This is a genomic window from Methylosinus sp. (genome assembly GCF_036560965.1).
Taxonomy (GTDB): Bacteria; Pseudomonadota; Alphaproteobacteria; order Rhizobiales; family Beijerinckiaceae; genus Methylosinus.
In genome coordinates, this window is the sequence record NZ_DATBQF010000018.1 from 28,282 (window position 1) to 45,639 (window position 17,358).

16 protein-coding genes are annotated in these 17,358 nt (G+C 58.8%); 1 reads left to right on the top strand and 15 read right to left on the bottom strand.

Features of this window, described 5'->3' with window-relative positions:
* Window positions 1-102 precede the first annotated feature (102 nt).
* Window positions 103-456: an IS66 family insertion sequence element accessory protein TnpB gene (gene tnpB, locus VIF40_RS04270; RefSeq protein WP_331936282.1), complete on the bottom strand. Its 354-nt coding sequence runs from the start codon at window positions 454-456 to the stop codon at window positions 103-105.
* A complete protein-coding gene (locus tag VIF40_RS04275) occupies window positions 453-854 on the bottom strand; it encodes a transposase (RefSeq protein WP_331936283.1) in 402 nt (133 codons plus the stop codon). The genes tnpB and VIF40_RS04275 overlap by 4 nt, the downstream gene beginning before the upstream one ends.
* 155 nt (window positions 855-1,009) lie before the next feature.
* Between VIF40_RS04275 and VIF40_RS04280 the strand changes: the two genes are divergently transcribed.
* Entirely contained in the window at window positions 1,010-1,345 is a 336-nt protein-coding gene (locus VIF40_RS04280) for a hypothetical protein (protein WP_331936284.1), read from the top strand.
* Between the two features lie 1,347 nt (window positions 1,346-2,692).
* Here VIF40_RS04280 and VIF40_RS04285 read toward each other — a convergent pair.
* The 13 genes from VIF40_RS04285 to VIF40_RS04345 form a co-directional block, all read right to left on the bottom strand.
* Window positions 2,693-3,124: a hypothetical protein gene (locus tag VIF40_RS04285; RefSeq protein WP_331936285.1), complete on the bottom strand. Its 432-nt coding sequence runs from the start codon at window positions 3,122-3,124 to the stop codon at window positions 2,693-2,695.
* 142 nt (window positions 3,125-3,266) lie between these two features.
* Window positions 3,267-3,623 (bottom strand): hypothetical protein, encoded by a 357-nt coding sequence (locus VIF40_RS04290; RefSeq protein ID WP_331936286.1) that lies wholly within the window; start codon window positions 3,621-3,623, stop codon window positions 3,267-3,269.
* 251 nt (window positions 3,624-3,874) lie between these two features.
* Window positions 3,875-5,368: an O-antigen ligase family protein gene (locus tag VIF40_RS04295; protein ID WP_331936287.1), complete on the bottom strand. Its 1,494-nt coding sequence runs from the start codon at window positions 5,366-5,368 to the stop codon at window positions 3,875-3,877.
* A gap of 64 nt (window positions 5,369-5,432) precedes the next feature.
* On the bottom strand, window positions 5,433-5,879 hold the full coding sequence (locus VIF40_RS04300; protein WP_331936288.1) for a hypothetical protein: 447 nt from the start codon (window positions 5,877-5,879) through the stop codon (window positions 5,433-5,435).
* A 199-nt stretch (window positions 5,880-6,078) separates the two neighbouring features.
* Entirely contained in the window at window positions 6,079-8,202 is a 2,124-nt protein-coding gene (locus VIF40_RS04305; RefSeq protein WP_331936289.1) for a DUF4838 domain-containing protein, read from the bottom strand.
* 277 nt (window positions 8,203-8,479) lie between these two features.
* Window positions 8,480-9,175: a class I SAM-dependent methyltransferase gene (locus VIF40_RS04310; RefSeq protein WP_331936290.1), complete on the bottom strand. Its 696-nt coding sequence runs from the start codon at window positions 9,173-9,175 to the stop codon at window positions 8,480-8,482.
* Between the two features lie 78 nt (window positions 9,176-9,253).
* A complete protein-coding gene (locus VIF40_RS04315; protein ID WP_331936291.1) occupies window positions 9,254-10,270 on the bottom strand; it encodes an acyltransferase in 1,017 nt (338 codons plus the stop codon).
* Entirely contained in the window at window positions 10,267-11,403 is a 1,137-nt protein-coding gene (locus tag VIF40_RS04320; protein ID WP_331936292.1) for a glycosyltransferase family 4 protein, read from the bottom strand. The genes VIF40_RS04315 and VIF40_RS04320 overlap by 4 nt, the downstream gene beginning before the upstream one ends.
* Before the next feature lie 168 nt (window positions 11,404-11,571).
* Window positions 11,572-12,723 carry an EpsG family protein gene (locus VIF40_RS04325; protein WP_331936293.1) on the bottom strand — a complete coding sequence of 384 codons (1,152 nt, stop codon included), beginning with the start codon at window positions 12,721-12,723 and terminating at the stop codon, window positions 11,572-11,574.
* A gap of 1 nt (window position 12,724) precedes the next feature.
* A complete protein-coding gene (gene asnB / locus VIF40_RS04330) occupies window positions 12,725-14,671 on the bottom strand; it encodes an asparagine synthase (glutamine-hydrolyzing) (protein ID WP_331936294.1) in 1,947 nt (648 codons plus the stop codon).
* A gap of 4 nt (window positions 14,672-14,675) precedes the next feature.
* Window positions 14,676-15,458: a hypothetical protein gene (locus VIF40_RS04335; protein WP_331936295.1), complete on the bottom strand. Its 783-nt coding sequence runs from the start codon at window positions 15,456-15,458 to the stop codon at window positions 14,676-14,678.
* Window positions 15,455-16,138, bottom strand: a complete 684-nt coding sequence (locus VIF40_RS04340; RefSeq protein ID WP_331936296.1) for a haloacid dehalogenase-like hydrolase — start codon at window positions 16,136-16,138, stop codon at window positions 15,455-15,457. The genes VIF40_RS04335 and VIF40_RS04340 overlap by 4 nt, the downstream gene beginning before the upstream one ends.
* Complete coding sequence (locus VIF40_RS04345; protein ID WP_331936297.1) at window positions 16,135-17,352, bottom strand: glycosyltransferase; 1,218 nt, start codon at window positions 17,350-17,352, stop codon at window positions 16,135-16,137. The genes VIF40_RS04340 and VIF40_RS04345 overlap by 4 nt, the downstream gene beginning before the upstream one ends.
* Window positions 17,353-17,358 lie beyond the last annotated feature (6 nt).

Sequence of the window (17,358 nt, forward strand, 5' to 3'; positions counted from 1 at the left end):
CGCAGATCGGCAGGCAGCTCTGCAAGTCTGGCGGGATCGAAGCTCGGCGTCATGTCGGCGAATCTATCGCAAGCAATGCGCCGAATGAAGCCGAAGTTGCGATCAGTTCGCCGCGGTTGGCGTCGCCACGATCTGCTCGCCGACGCGCTTCCAGTTGAGCCCGTCGAATAGAGCTTCGAACTGCACCCGGCTCAATTGCAGGACGCCGTCGCTGACCTGCGGCCAAGAAAAACCGTTATCGCCGAGACGCTTGTAGATCAACACGAGTCCGGTTCCGTCCCACAACAAAATCTTCAAGCGATCCTTTCGCTTCGAGCGGAACACGACGATGAGGCCGGAATGCGGATCGAGTCCGAGCTTGTTTTGCACCAGAGCGGCCAGCGCATCATGCCCGCAGCGAAAATCGACGGGGCGCACGGCGAGCACGATCCGCAACCCTTGCGACGGAATGATCACGCGCCGCGCTCCAGCGCCGTCATGATCTCGGCGATGCGCGTCGACGCGGTGTCCTGCTCCAATCGTAGCACGACCTTGCCGACGACGATCTCGATCTTCGCATCGCTCTCATTACGAACGGACGTCTGCTCGAGCTCGATCTCTACGAACTCCGCGGGACCGTCGGTCACGAGCGCGAGCCGCCCGGTGCGCGCATGGCGGCGCCATTGCGTCAATTGCTGCGCGCATATCCGATATTTGCGGGCGACATCGGCGACGCGCGCTCCAGGCGCGAGGCTCTCTCGTACGATCCGGCCCTTCAGCTCCTTCGACCACAGCCGATTGCCCGAACGTGAACGACGAAAATCCACACGTCCGACAAATCCTGCGCCAAAATCGATCGTCGCATTCTCGCTCATCTTCGGATCCTTCCAGAGACATGGCTGTCCCTCAGAAGAATCTCACATCCGAAAATCCTTCCGAACCCGAAAAATCTATGGCGCAAAAACGGCGCTTACTGTGCAACCGACGCGCCCGTTCGACGTTCCACCAAGGTCGTCGCCGGAAAAAGCTCATGTCGCTCACCGACAAGTTCCTCGAAGGGCGTTTCGTACGTTCACGAATCGATACGCGAGGACCTCTCGCAGCCACTTCGGTAGCCGCTTATGCGGCGATGATTTCGATTCTCGATGATCCGATCATGTCCATATGGATCACGCTGATTCTCGTTTGCTGGCTTTTTCTCGCCGGCGCGGCGAAAGCCTCCGAAGAATGCCTCGAACCCGCCCGCCGCGTCAGCGTGCGTCATGTCACTGCGGACTGTCCACTGGCTGTCCCTGATGCCGAAGCATTCCGGCGAGCGACTCCAACGCGCCCTGCAAAGACTGGCGTTCGAATTCGCTCGGCGTAGCGGCGATTCGCGGCTCCGCCTCTTCCGCTCGGCGATCGACCGCTTGTTCCCGCTCGGCCTCGGTTGAATTCTCTGTGGCCGTCGTCTTCGACGAATGCGTGGACGAAATCGGAGCGGCGGCGCGCGAATGCGGCGGTGGACCCTTTTTGGACTGCGCCGATCCATTCGACCCTTTGCCACGCCCGGTCACGTCAGGTTCGGGCCGCGGATTCACTTCGGTTTCGACGGCAGCCGAATTGACTTGTGGTCGCGCCGAAGGGCTTAGCGAGCCTCTGACCTGCTGTGCTTGCTTGTCAACGAAAGAAAAGCCGCTCGGCCACAAGGTTCCCTGCGACTTTACGAGAGCGGCGCCTTGGAGAGACCCCGATTCCGGCGTAGGAGCCACAGGTGCGAATATAGCGCTCTCCGCCGCACTTTCCGACGATGGATCACTCGCCGGTTGCCTCGAAGCGTCGGCGACTATCTCCGGCGCTTCGACGGGCGATTGCTTATCTCCTTGCGCAGACTTTACGGCCAATTCGGCGGCAGTTGGTTTCGCCACCGGCATCGTTTCCACGTCGCTCCGATCCGTGAGCCCGCCGATAGCGTCGCCATGCGATGCGAGCCTGACGCCGAAACCCATCGCTACAGACACGATCGCCGCCCCGACATAGGTCGAAATGCGCAACCTGCGAGGGTCGTCGGATCGTACGCCCGAAATGGCGCTCCGCTTCGCTTCTGGTCGCGCGGGGGCGACACTTTCTTTTCGGTCAGGCCGTGATTTGACCCGGATCGAGCCCCGTCCAACGTTCGTATAATGTTCATCGGCGCGTCGGATCTCAGACCCGCGCTGATCCTTGCCGAGAGACGCTCGCTCGGACCTTTGGTCTTGCGGTTCGAAAATCAGCCTCCGAAGCCCTTCCTTTTCCAAGGCGAGCTGGGCTGGTTCATCGTCGATGCTGTGGGACTTCCGCGGGGTCGGACGACGACCCACGACAGCTTCGAATTCCACGCCGAGACGTATGTCTTCTTCGGACACCCGATCGAGCTCCTGCCTTGCGGCGACATCCCTTTGAGGACGATGCGGCCTTGTCGAATGCGCCTTACGTATGATTGCGTAATCACAAGAGATATTCGCGCTTATTTCAATCGCTATGCCGGACAGTCGATGACAGCTAATGCGGATGACCGATGCAGGCAATCTGTATTGTTGGCGTTGAAGCGGACTTCGATCAAGGTGGATCAGATCCGCATGTCAATTTTTCGACAGACGATTGGCGACGGACCGCGACCTCGCATCGCCGACGTTCGGGCGACGTGTCCGTCGATCGCGCCGGATGGGGTTCCAGCGTGTCGGTCGCTCTGCGCTCATCGACAGGCCCGCTCGCCCAAGCCGATCAATTCATCCCCGGTTAGAGTATGCTCTGGATTCAAAGCGAGCTCGTCGAGCATGTGGCGCCGAAGAACTTCCTCCCGCACGCGCGGAGGATAAGTGTCCAGCAGCAGGCTATTGCCCATGGTCGAGATGATCGAACCTTCGACAGCGGCGTGGAACCAAAGGATCGCATTTGGCCTCACGCACCGGTATTTTGCGCCCAATTTGATTGTGCAAGCGGAAGCGCAAGTCCCTTCGATTACGACGAGAGACCCAGATTTGTTGGCGGCGGCGACAGCGTTCATGTAGCTCGGTATGTCTCCCCCGCGATCCAGAGGATGGGGCCCAAAGAACTCCGCCCAATCAGTCACTTCATTGTGCGACGACGCGAAAGCGGGATCGCCGAAAATAAGAAGACAGGCCATGACGACGGCCTCGTACAAGGCAGATCTGCGGATCGGCGATCTCGACCGCTCGGGCGGCGAAACACGGGAAGTCGGCGAAGAATTTATGTCCCGGAGCGGCCGAACCATCTCGTCACACGCTTTTCATCCCCGTTCCATTGAGTCAGATTCCTGCAGGGACGTCGAAGGCGATCGGATCCGCACAATATTCCTGGCCTTGAACCTGAACACAGGCCACATACCAATGGATACGCCCGGGGACGATGTCCGCGTCGAACAATCGGCCCGATCGACCATCCGTTTGGACGTATTTCGATCTTCCGGCGGGAATGCGATATATCCTCACCTCGTCCGACGTCGGCTCCCATTCCAAAACGACGCCCATCCGCCAATCGCGCCAATCGAGATAGGCGCGAAACTCGCTGGGCGCAAAGGCGCTTGTCGATGGTTCGTCGAGAAGGTGAGGCTTGTCCTTCTTCTTCCCCTCGACGACTGCGACATGCGTTCTCGCTGCGAGCATCGAATATCCGGCCACGCCGACCGCACCCACGATCGAGCCGACGACCAGCGCCGATCTCACACTGAGGAAAGGACTCCGCACAATGAGCCTCGTCAGCAGATCGATTGTCACGATCGCAAACCTTTTTTAGTCCCAGCAGATTGCCGGAAACAAGCTCGAACGATCCGATCGAGTAGAGATCGCTTTGAAAAAGCGTCCACGAGGTTCGAGCCAGAGCCTATCGTCGACGCGTCATGCGCCACCGGTGTCGACTACCCTGAGACTCCGGTCTTTTCGTTGCTGAATGAGCAAGCAGATTTGGGAATCGTCTCTCGCATCGAGCGCGTAATTCGCCTGCCGCCGTCGAAAGCCATAGCCTTTTCGCGACTGTTCTGGATTTTACGAGCGCCGATCAGATTGCCGCACGCAAGCGCGAATACGCAGGACAGCGCGGTTGTTCGTAGCGGGTAATCCACCATGGAATGGAGCGCCAGCAATATGATGACCATCGTCGATCCGCGCGCCAATCGGCGATCGAAATCGCAAGCGCTTTCCTCGCTGTCGCGCCAGACCTGCGAGCTGGCGGCGAAGAACCACACGAAAAATGCGCCGACGACCGCCATGCTCACGACGCCGCCTTCCAACCACAACTCCAACCAATCATTGTGAGCGCGGTTGATAAATTCCGGCGTAATTTGCCGCGGCGTTTCGAACATCTGATAGATCGATGCAAACGTACCGAACCCGGCTCCGAACGGCATAAACGAGCTCGCTGCCCGCCAGGTCGTCCGGTAAATTTCGATTCGTGGTTCATGTGAAGCAAACCTGTCGATCATCCGAAAAATTTCATCGCTCCAAAGGGCCGCAGCCAGAACCGCGGGAACGACCACGACCAGCGACAGCTTGCCGAGAAAATGTAGAAACGCGCTGACGTGAGCCGAGGACGGCCAATCCCATCGCTCGACCTCGCGCAATGACATTGCCGCAAACCCGAGCCCCGCCGAGATCGTAAGCAACAATCCCGCTCGAGAAGCGGCGGAAACGACGCCGCAAATTAGCATGACGTAAAGCAAAAGACAGAGCACGATCGCGACCGAAATTCTTTGATCCTTTTTGCGAGCCGCCCCGAGGGTCCACGCGCCGAGGAGCGCCGCCGCGCAATACAACAAGGCGCTATAGTGATTGCGGTTGGCGAAAAAGCCGACAGCGGCGCTCGCATTGGTCATCGAATAAAAGCGCAACGTCGAATTGGGCCCACCGGCTAGCTGCGCGACCCCGAGAAAAATGCTCAGAATCGCGACAACCAGGACGATGAAGCTCATCGAGCGACGCACGCGCGGCCCCAATAGCGCCGCCGACCAGAAAATTGCGATCGGTGGAACGAGCGAAAGACAGCTCCGCAAGGTCGTCTCGGGTTCGAGACTGAGCGCGAGCCATGGCGGGTCGATCTCGGCCTGAATGAAGCCGTCGTATATTTGCGATCGTCCTGCCAGAGAGGACCAGACACGCGGCGATAGAGGAAAGAGTTGCGTCAATGGCGCCGCAACCGCGAGGACCCCAAGCAAAATGGGGCCCAGCGACGATGCCGAAGAACCAGAACGTGTCGCCTGGAGCGCGACAACGAGGATGAGCGTCAAACCGGCCAGCTGCACGATCGCGTCAGACCAATGGCCTTGTGTCGTCGCGCCGCCCAAAGTGAGCGCAATGACGAAGACGGACACGGCCCACCATTCGCCGCCCGATTTGGGTAACGCGCTGTTCGTCATCAGATTCTCTGATTATGCCCCGGACGTCGAAAAAACACGCCCTCGAGGAGGGCGCGCCGAGTCTTTACGGGCTAATCAACGGAGGCACGGAGGCGCTGCCAACATTATTCGTGGCCGCCAAGGCGCCGGCGATGCCGCCGCCGATCGCCAGAACCAAAGCCGGGGCCACATAGTCAGGTAGGTTCGTATCGGTGGACTGCGCCTTCGCTCCTTCGATCCGCTTCGAGCACAGTTCCTCGGAGGCCGAAATTACGGCGATCGTGCGAGGGCCGATTTCTCGCGCTCCTTTGCACTTGCCGCGCAAATAAGACACTTTGACAGACCCTTCGCCGACAGCGAGCCGATCGCCTTCCGACAGCTGCGTTCCAGGACTGGCGGAAATGATTCCCTCGGCTGTCTGAACGGACGCTTGGCCAGCCGATTCGTTCACGATAGCGATAGGCGCCGCCAAGGCCACATCGGCGCTCAACATGATCGCCACGACAGAAAACATTTTCGGTAAGATTGTCATATGAATTCTCCCTTCGAATGCGTTGGCCGATAAAGAAAGCATCGCAACGGCATGCGATTGGACGCGTTGAAAGCATCGAGTTTGTAACGCAGCGGGAAGATCGAGGCAAGCTAAGCCGAAGACGTAGGAGCGCAAGCGCTTCGGCGAAAGAAAGAAAATACCGCGTACGTATTTCGATCAGGTCACTCAGAACGCCGCCTCACTGCGTCCGCGCATCCACTGGCGCATAAATGAATGGCCGCCGAAACATTCCGCCCATATGGTGAGGAACTCGACAGCGAAGAGCGATCGCATTCGTTCCAGTAATGAGCGTGTCACTCAGCGGCGCGTCCCATTCGAAGCGAGCGTCATTCAGCCACCATAGAATGTTTTGCGTCCGCCTCGCGGTTTCCCTCCCGTTGACGAAGAGATCGCACTCGCCGAAAAGGCCGGGAAAATGAATATGAGGCCGAGCGGCGAGCTGGTCTGCCGACACATCGACATCCGTGCGATACCAGATATCGCCGGTAAAGCCCTGCCGATCCGGCGCACGAACGCCCTGAGCTTGAGCATAGAGATCGGTGCGAAGCATCTCCCACTCGTCCGCGGGATAATCCTTGCGGCGGTCGAGATCATAGTCGCCTGTATGCGCGCGCCAGTATGTCAAATCAGGTGGGCCGTCGAGCAGGCCCATCGCCCTCCCCTTCCCGTCGCGGTCACGATGAAAGCTCCACTCGAGCGGTAGCTTGACGATCAATCGACCTTTTTCGCCATTCACGAGCGCATCGAGCGCGCGATATTGCTGAACCTCGCCGGACCAGAACGCATAGCCTTTTTCGAGCGGCGTGGTCGTGAATGACTTATTCATCTCGGTGAGAGCGTTTCGCGCTCGTAATCCAGCTTCACCTGCGACGACCGCCCTTTGGTAATCGACGTCCGTCGCCGCGGCCCGGACCATCGCGACATAGGATTTGAGCGTTTCATAAGCCAGTCGCACGAAATGTAGCCGATCCAGATATGCGGCTTCATTGCGTGACAGAGGTCGTCCAGGGGCGCGCAAATTATCGACGGTTCTCTCCGCCTCGAGCAGAAGGACGCCGAGGCGATCGACGAGTTCCGACGTATAAATTGCCGGCACAATGAAATACTCGTGTTCGGTAACGATTGTCTTGTTCCATGCATCGAAGATAGCGCGCCAGTAATCCCGCATCGGCTTTTGCGCAGGACCGAAAAAGCGCACATAAAAATCCTCCAGCAGGGCGTCGACATTCTCGTCGGGATTCCACATCAATCGACCCCGCAGATAAAGATTGGTGATCGTCGTCGCCAGCGCCATGCGGCTTTCTGTCGTGAATCCCAGCACGCCCGCGTCGCGGTAGACTTTAACGTCCTGCTGAAACGCCTGATGTGTCGGATTGGGCAGATCGCGCCACAAGAGCATGGATTGGTCGTAATCATAGATAGTGAGACGTCCATTCAGAAGCTTGGACCATCTCTCGAGAATCGCCTTGTATTCCTGCTTCGGCGGCGACTGGGGATCGCCCATCGCATGAATCGGATCGATATCGATCGGCGCCAAAGTCCCGAAAAGCGAAGGCTCCAGCGCCATGTCACGCGCCGGGGGCAGAAACATGTTCGAATAGGCGAGGAAGAGAATCTTCGAGCCGCTGTCGGGATGTTTTTCACGCGCGCGCCGCGCAACGCCGTTCAAGAGCTCCAGCATCGCATCGGTGACAGACGGGCGTAGGCTATACTTGTCCCAGCGCAACGCCATCAATTCATGGTCGCGCGGAAATGAAGACGCATAGAGCCCGTCCTCCATCGCGAGAGAAAAATCCTCGCCCTTCGTATAAAGAGGGTCGACCGCCCGAGCGACCGATTCGGCAGTATCGGGATCCGAGAGCGGGACGCTGAAAGGACCGACTCCGAGCCCCTTCGTATATTTTCCGAGCGCATGGCCGGCGACTTTTACGCTGCTCGTGATATTCATCATATTACGCAATTGAAAGTCCTCGAGACCAGCGTTCTCGCCGAGCCAGGCGACCCAAAAATTACGTATTTCGAAGGGTGGCGCGTAGACTGCGTCGAGCATCCCGACCGTGAGGCGCTTTTCTTCTGGAATGCATTCCCCGATCGCGCCTGGCATGAACCAGCGCACGCCCCATTCGCGCAGCAATTCCGCGGCGGCGAAATAGTGACTCTCGTCATTGGCGCCGGCGACATAGACCCTCGCGCCGTCGCGCCAGAGGACCACGGCGTCAGCACGAAAATAGGGGTTCTTCTTGCGAACCGCGGCCAGCCGGTCCACGAGCTCGGGTCTAGCCGCCAGCGCCGCCTGGCCCACGAGAATGAGAGGACGCCCGCTGGAAAGCGCTCCGTCGATCGCCTCCTGCGTTCGAGCCACCGGCAGAACGACTCCGGTCATCAATTCTATATATTTTTCGAGGTCCTCCGCGGCCTGCCGTTCATAGCGGCCGGCCCGAGACGAAACGACGATGACCGCGTCGCTTCTTCCCTGATCCACGATGACCAACGGCGCGCCGGCCCGCTGAGCCCCGAGGACCGGAAACGCGCAGATCGCCATCGCGGCGAAGAAAACCGCAAAGATGGTGCGCGACATGTCAAATCGCGCCGATAGAGCGGCCGATTTTACGATACAGCCGGTGAACGATATTATTCGAAGCGCCGTGCGTCATATAGGGGATCATCCCCTGTCTGTGTATTTCCTGGTCCGCCGGCTTGCATCTATAGTGCTCTAAATCGATAGGCAGCGGCTTGCCCGAATAGGGCTTTTTGGCCACGAGCATCGCGTCTGCATTGCTTGCGCTGTACCAGTCCTTGTCGCTTTTCGACGGCGCGCTATTGGTATGCGCATGCAGAACTTGCAGATTCACATACCTCGCGAGAGCGATCATCCCATCCGTGAAAAATCGCCAGCAATCGACCGGGAATCTGTGCTCAGAAAAGCCGTTCGGCGCGATGATGCACAAAATGCCGTCCTTTTTCAGCACTCTTGTCATCTCGGCGATGGTGACCCAAAAAAATTCGATGTGCTCGAGCGCTTGACCCGATATCACCACGTCGAAGCTATCATCTTCGATTTCCTTCCAGGAATATGGCGACCGGGGAACAAAATCGACATTCGGGCCCGCCTCGATGTCCAAGCCGACGTAATCGAATCTCGGATGCTGAAAATACGCCCTATAGGTTCCATTGACGCCGCAACTCCCGACATCCAAAACTCTTATTTTATGATCTTGCCTAGCCAGGTACGTCTGCGTGAACCACTCCATCCTCAGCAACGAACTTTTATGCATGAGTTATTCTCCATATTTGAAAGCTCTATTTCACCCGCTTGAATTCCGCCTGCGGCGAGCACGCGTCGACTGAACGGTTCACTCGACATGCAGGGCCGCCGGAGTCTCGGGACGTGCGCGACTGAGGAAGAGGAGCCGTCTCGCGAGCCGTATTGCCGGCGCTTCGATCAACAGATGATAGGCTACGCCAGCAACCGTTGACGCCACCAGAAGCGCGACGAGCGTTGGCAGCCATCCCGCGCCGATCATTGCCGACAAACGTATCGACAAGGATATGAGCGGGCAATGTACGAGATAGATGGCATAGGACGCCGCGCCCAACAAAAGGAACGGCCCGGCATCCAACTTTCCCGCGCGCTCCGCTCGAACGAGCGGGACCAAGAGACAGGCGAGTCCAAAGCCAAATATGATTGAAGTATTGCGCTCTCCGATAAGAAAGAACATTATGACCGCAATGAAACCCGCCATTATCCAGGGGGGCCCCGTTTGAATACGATCGTCTAAGAAGCACCGAGCGGCGAAAATGCCGAACAGAAACTCGAGATTGATGAGATCCAACGGTATAACGGGAGCCGTCGTAAACAGGTTCGTCACGACAATCGACGCCGCCCATAGGAGAGCTCCTGGCAATAATTGCCCGGCACGACGCAACAACCAAAAAACTCCGTAGAAACAAACTTCGTGCTGCAGCGTCCAGGCGACGGATAAGGCAGGCGATCCCGCCGGGAATAGCGTCAGAGTGGGAAACCACGCCCATCCCCGTTGAGCTCCGACAGAGTCCGGACGCAGAGTATAGGCGAACGCCATGCTCATTCCGATTGGAAGGTAAGGAATGAAAATGCGCGTAAAGCGATTCGCTACGTAACGCGCAGACCAGCCTCGCCGGTCAGCCACGGCGCGATTGCTATAGTAGATTATGAAGCCGGATAGAACAAAAAAGAAATCGACGCCGAGATAGCCGTAATTGAGAATTCGTTGGAGCACCGCGGGCATGCCGCCGATAAAGTCCGAGATTGCGATACACGAATGATGCGCAACAACCGCGATAGCGGCAATGGCTCGGCCCGCCTGTAGCGATTTGATGGTCCTCGTCATATCGCCGGCTCTGCGACTTCGCCATACACAGCGAGAGTTCGCGCGATCACGATGCGCTCGTCGAACTCGGCCAACGCTTTCTCGCGAGCCGCCAGCCCGAGACGACGTGCGAGCGCAGGATCATCCTGCAAGCAGGCGATGGCGCCGGCCAAAGCCCGCGCATCGCGTGCTGGCACCAAAAGACCATCAACCCCGTGTGTCACCACTGCCCGGCAGCCGGGAACGTCGGTGGTGATCAACGGCCTCGCGCAGGCCGCGGCTTCGATCAAGGATTTGGGCAGACCCTCTCGGTAGCTGGGAAGCACGACAATGTCGGCGCCCGCCAGCAAGGCCGGCATGTCGCTCACATGCCCCAGCCATTGAACCAAGCCTTCGGCCTGCCATGCCCGTATTGTCCGTTCCGACGCGGACGCCGGATTGCCGGGATCGGGCGCGCCAGCGAGCACGAAGCACACGGATCTGTTTTGCGATTTGATGATGCGGGCCGCGTCGACGAACTCGGCGAGGCCTTTGTCCCAAAGGAGTCGCGCCGCAAGCACGACGCGCGTCGGACGCTGTTCCGCGCCTCGGTCGTCGAGAGGGGGCGCGAAGCGGAAGCAATCCACCCCGGATCCAGGGACCAGTCGGATTTGCTGAAGCGGCACGATCCCGGCTTGCTCGAAAAAGCGCACGTCATCCACGTTTTGAAGGATCAGTCGAGCTCGGGGGCCGCCGAGCGCGGCGCGCATCAAGGCGCGCACTGCTGGCCGCAACAGACGCGCCTTTGCCGAGTCGCTGATAAAAACATACCCCATTCCCGCCACGGCGTTGATGCGCGCCGCGCCGACGAGTCGTCCGACCAGCGCCCCATACACGGCGCATTTGATGGTGAAGCCATGCACCACATCGGGTCGCTCTCGTCGCAGCATTCGCCATAGCCGGAACAGCAGCGCCAATTCGCGCAAAGGGTTCAGGCTGGGACGCCGCATCGGGACCGGTAGCCAGCGAAACCCGAGCGCCTGCAACTTCTCGCCATAAGCGCAAGGCGGAGATAGGAGCACGACATCATGCCCCGCATCACGGAGCGCGACAGCGAGCGATCGGCGGAAATTGTATAAATACCATCCGGTGTTGCCGAGGAGCGCTATTTTCAAAACCCAATCCTAGGCTGGGGATTTCGTCGGTCGAGACAAAAGCAACTCGTAAAGGCCCCGGTCCGCGTCTGGCGGCATGCACGACAGCCGCTCGAGAGGCCGGGATCGCGGCCCGACGGCTATACTGAGAACGGCATGGGCCTGCAAAATTCGTTCTTGTCGATACTATTAAAACTCTAGGGGATAGAAGCGGTAAGGCAACCACCACATGGAATTTGCGCCAAAATTCAGCCATACAAACTGAATAGAGCCATAATATAGCAACACTATCGCGATTATAAAAACGGCATTTGCGCTTCCGATTGGAGATATCTCAAAATTTTGCTGCAAATAATAATTGTCAGAATTCAGAACATCTTGTTCCTTATCCGACCTCTCGAATATATATGGAACATTGGCAAAAACCGCCAATTGCAGCGGTATCATGTAAAGCGCCAGTCGATCCAATGCAGTCGAAGCCGAGGTGACATAGAAGGCGCCCAACAGCGCCAGCGAGATCATCGCGAACAACATCCAGAGGCGCTTCTCGGACTCGTCGAATCGGAATCGCGACCGCAATATGAGCAACACGGCCGCCGGCGCCGCATTCATCAGCAAGCGCACCAACGCCCCTTCCGATTGCAATCCTGCGTCGACATAATTCGCATAGAGCGATTCGACGTCCTTCGCCAACAGCACGCTGTACGCAACCGCGGCGACCACCGTCACCCAAACAGCCGTCCAGAATCGATTCTGTGAAGCCGCTAACGCCGAGATCGGCAAAAGAATAACCGCTGTGCCATGAAATGTCGCCGCAAGCAGCACCCAGGCGACGAAACCACGAACAGACCCTTTGCTCAGCGCAACCAAGCCGAGCATCGCCAGCCCCACGCCGACGCCTTGGCGAGAATATCCCATCGCAACGACGATCATCAGATAGGGAACGGCGACCGTCAACGCCAACCAGGGCATTGGCTGACGCCGGCAAAACACGACGAGCCCAGTCGCGAAAAGTGCTCCGCACGTCAGATTGACGCCATAAATTCCCCAACCCAATTCCACGCTCACCCAATTGAGCAATTTGTATCCGGGGTCCTTTCGCAACAGGACGTCGACGAGCTCTTGTCCACGGATGTCGTCCAGAAGCAGGACATAGCTTCCCCAGTCACCGCCCACCGCGTAACGAAAACCGATCAACAAGGTAATCGATAGCCACACCCACACCCAGGCGGAATTCGAGCCTGCCAGCCGCGCGCCGGAGGGCTCTGTCGTCCTGGCCGGCGCACGGCACGCCAGCGCGACTGACGCCGGCAATAAAAACATCGCCCAATAAACCCACATATCAGCGATTGATCCTCAGCCAGGCCTCGAACATCAACACGCACCACAAACGGGCGGTCCAATCATATCGTCCGCTCAGATGCTGTTTCCAAGTCTCGCGGATCGGCGCCGGCTCCAAATATCCCTCTTCGATCAGCCGTGACTCTTCGAGCAGGGCTCCCGCCCAGTCGCGTAACGGCCCTCGCAGCCAGTCGCCGATCGGAACGCCGAACCCTGTCTTGGGGCGCTCGATCAATTCGCGCGGCACGTATTTGTACAAGACCTGCCGAAGCGCCCACTTGCCCATGCCCTGGCGCATTTTCATCTGTAGCGGCAAGCGCCAGGCGAGCTCGACCACGCGGTGGTCCAAGAATGGCGCGCGTGTCTCCAAGCCGATGCCCATTGCGGCACGATCCACCTTGGTCAAAATGTCATCCGGGAGATAGGTGAGACTGTCCCAAAACATCATCCGATGCTCGGCTTCCGACACACCCTCCACCGCGGCCGAATCGTCTAAAAGGGTTGGCAATCGCTCAGCGCCTCGAACCACGCTCGCCGGCCACTCTGTCACCAGGCTGCGGTACAGATCGTCCACGCTGTTCACCGATTTCAGCCGATGCGCCAGCTTGTAGGCTTTGTCGCCGAGGCGCGACACGCCTATGCCGCCCGGCAGCGAAGCGCCGACGCCGTCCCAAACGGACGTCGGCAACAGGTGAATGACCGTAGCCAATTGCCGACGCAAGCCCGGCGACAACCACCGCACCCTGCGCCAGATGCGCCGGCTCCAAAAGTAACGATTGTAGCCCCCGAACAACTCATCGCCGGCGTCGCCAGACATAGCGACGGTCACACGCAGCCGCGCCTCCCTACAGATCAAATGGCTGGGAATTTGCGAACTGTCGGCAAACGGCTCGTCATACAGCGTCGGCAGGCAAGAAATCACCGATAGCGCGTCGGCAGGCGTCAGGCGCGTTTCATGATGATCTGTGCCCAAATGCCGAGCGACCGCGCGGGCATGGGGAGCCTCGTCGAATCTCTCATCGTCGAAGCCGACCGTAAACGTTTGGATCCGCCGCCCAGACTGCGCCTGCATCAACGCCGCGATCGTCGACGAATCCACTCCGCCCGACAAGAACACACCGACCGGCACATCGGCGACAGCCTGCAGCGACACCGACCGCGATAGCGCAACCTCCAACGCAACGACAGCCTCCGCCTCGCTGCGAATGGGATCGGCCATCCCTTGTCGAACGACATCGCTCAAGCGCCAGAAGGTTTCAATGCGCGTCGCCTCCGCCGAGCCGGTCAGATCGAAGGTCAACATATGGCCCGGGGCCAATTTGAAGATATCCCGATAAATGGAATAGGGGGCCGGTACGGCGCAATGTTGCATATACAAAGCCAGCGCGTCCCGGCTCACGCCATTGTCGAACCCCGGATGGGCCCGCAGAGCCTTGAGCTCGCTACCGAATACCAAGGTGCGATTCGCTCCGCGGCCCACCCAGCCATGGTAGAGCGGCTTCTCGCCGAGACGATCCCGCACCAATGTCAGACGACGCTCGCGTCGATCCCAAAGAGCGATTGCGAACATGCCCACGGCGCGACTGACCGTGGCCTTCACCCCCCAATGCTCGAACGCGGCGAGCAAAGTCTCGGTATCCGAGTGACCCCGCCAAATGGGACCGGCGCCGGCTGCTGTCAGCTCGTCTCGAATGTCGAGATGATTATAAATTTCACCATTGAAGACGAGCACGAAACGACCGCTGGTCGAACGCATAGGCTGATGACCAGCCGTAGACCGGTCGATGATGGACAAGCGCCGATGCGCGAGACAAACGCCCGCCGCGGCGTCGCTCCACACGCCAGAATCATCTGGCCCGCGATGAGCAATCGCATCCGCCATTCGCACGCCGTCGGCTTCTAGCGTCGCCGAACCCGCTAGAGCGATGAATCCGGCTAAGCCGCACATATTTTCAGTGTTGCTTTTTTTCGCGCCGCCACGAACCCGCTCGAATGTTTTGCACGGCCAAAGCGACACACACCAGAGCTGCGTAATAGAAAGCCATACATCGGAACCCCATTGCCTCTGGGTAATCGAACATTGAAATGGCGGAGAATAGCGGCATCAGGAAAAAGGTGGCGCGGAACGTCATGCTCTGACGACGATGCATCACGAGCAACGCCTTGCTGTCCAGATAGCCGAACAGCCGAAATCCGGCATAGAGGCTTGCTGCGCCGAGCGCTATGCCCATTCGCTGCGCCGGCTGCACCACGAATACGACAGGAGCCATGAATCGGAACCACGCCAGCCAAAGGAATGTGGACGCCTTCGATTCCTTGTCCTGCAACAGATTGTGCAAAGCGAACACGGCGAGCATCGCGCCAAAGAACAACCACCAATCACCACGCCCCGCCATGTCGAGAAGCAGCGTCAGAAGCGTGAACGCCACCAACCGCGAAAAGACCCATGCCGCGAGCCATGCCGGTGTCGCGTCTGCCGGTCCCCGCAAACGCGCTGCGATCTCTTTTTTGGTCGAGATCAAATCATTGAACAGATAGCCGACTTCATAAAGCGAGATGAATGCGAAATAGGCTTCAAACGCAAACAGCATGGAGCCGAATGTCCCGGCGATGCCGAATGCCCCCGTCAGCACGAGCGCTGCGCCCCATTCGAACAGCGCGTGAAATTCCAAGCTGCCCTTGCTCAGGCGCGTATGGAGGAAGTAGCTGAAAGGCAGGAGATAAACGAATTTCATCCGTCCACCCGGAGAAAAATTGCAGCAACGCCCCGCCATCGTCGGGCATGGGCTTTCCGGTGCAGCACGACATAGGGCGAAGACGCTTTTTCCAACAAGGCGCGATCGCTGAAATTGTCACTGATCGCGCAGACGCGGCCGGCTAACGCATCCGCTCCGTATTTCTCCACTACCGCCTGTTCTTTGCAGCCTGTGAGGTCGTCGGCGTAGCGACCGGTCAACACGCCGCCCCGTTGCTCGAGCTGGCTTGCGACATAGCGCGCGCCGATTTTGTCGGCCAGACATGCGACGATAGGCTCCAAGCTCGCCGAAGCGAGCAGCACGCGGCCTCGGCTGCCCGGCTGTTCGATCAAACGCCAAACGGATGCCACACGCCGCTCCTTCAGCAAATAGGCGCAATAGCGCACTGCGCTCTGCGCGAACGCCTCCGATGGCTCTCCCGCGAGCAATTTGACCACCAATCGCTTGAGAATGTGCTTGCCGGTCATATGCTCCAGCGCCGAGAAGCAGAGGCGCGCAGGGCTTCCTCTCGCGGTCATCAGACGAAAGGCGATTTTCCGCAAAGGTCGCTTTTGTGTGTGAGCGAAATGGTGTCGCAATAGGCCCAATGTCGTGTCGTCGCGCACCAGCGTGCCGCATACATCGACCAAATACACATCGATTTCGTGAGCAGGGATCAAATCAAGCGCTCGACAGAGCGATAGACGTCACGATAGGCGCGCGCAGCGACTTCCAGACCGAGCTTCGGGCGCGCGCGATCGCGCAAGCGCTGGCCCCCCTTTTGGCAAATGAGATCCAAATCCTCGACGACCTGCGCCATCGCGGCTGGATCGGCGAGATCGAACACGCCTCCGGCATCGAGCTCTCTCGTGAGTTGCTCGACGTCTCCGATCCCGACATTGCTGATGACGGGAACGCCGAGCGCCAGAGCTTCCGCGAATTTGGTCGGCGAACTCGCGATTTTCGAGTAAGCAGGCTTGATAAAGCTCAGCATCACATCCGATGCGCCGAGCAGAGCCGGCACCTGATCGCGTGTGGCGGAGCGGACGTGGATCCGCCGACGAGCCGACGCCAGGCCCATCAACTCGACCCGCGCCTCGTGCTCCGCGCGCCAATCTTTGGTTATGAAGAGCAAATGCACCTCGTCCCATCGACCAGCGGCCGCAGAAAAAAACTGCAGCATCTCGTCCAACATATACCATGTGCCGAGAGAGCCGAGGTAAGAGATCAGCAATGCACCGGACCCAACGCCGATTTCGGCGCGAACGGATTGTCGAACGTCCAGCGAAGCGATCCGGAAGTGATCGAAGTCCGCGCAGCAGGGGATCACCGTAATCGATAAATCGACGTCAGGCGAAAGCCGACTCAGTTCCGGCGCGACACGATTCGTCAGCACCACGACATGTGAGGCGCATGCGAGCAAATGACGCTCTATATATTTGTATAGCCGATACGCGAGCCGATCGGTCCACTTGCCCGGACTCCACAATCCGCCGTCGATGCGCTCGTCGACCCACAAGCCCCGCATGTCAAAAATCGTTGTCGCGCCGGTCAATCTCGAAAGCAAGCAACCCACTTGCATGGCCTGGTAGCTGCGGCAGTGAATCACGCCGAATTTCTTGCGAAGCTGGAGTTGAATCGCGGTGCAGTACATGCGCAGCAAATCCCATCCCTTTCCGAGCTTGCCGAACCGCGTTGTGAAGGACAAGGGGGTCCATTCGACGCCCTGTTGCGAAAGCTGCTCCCGTAATCGTTCAGCGCCAGCGTCGAAGCGGTCCATCTTCTCGAAGCTGACGATATGCACTGGCCTCGGTTGTCGAGCGATGCCCAACACGTAAGGCAGAATCTGACTGCTCCCCAGCGGATCGAGGAGTCCGTCGTAGGTCAGAAACATCGCTCC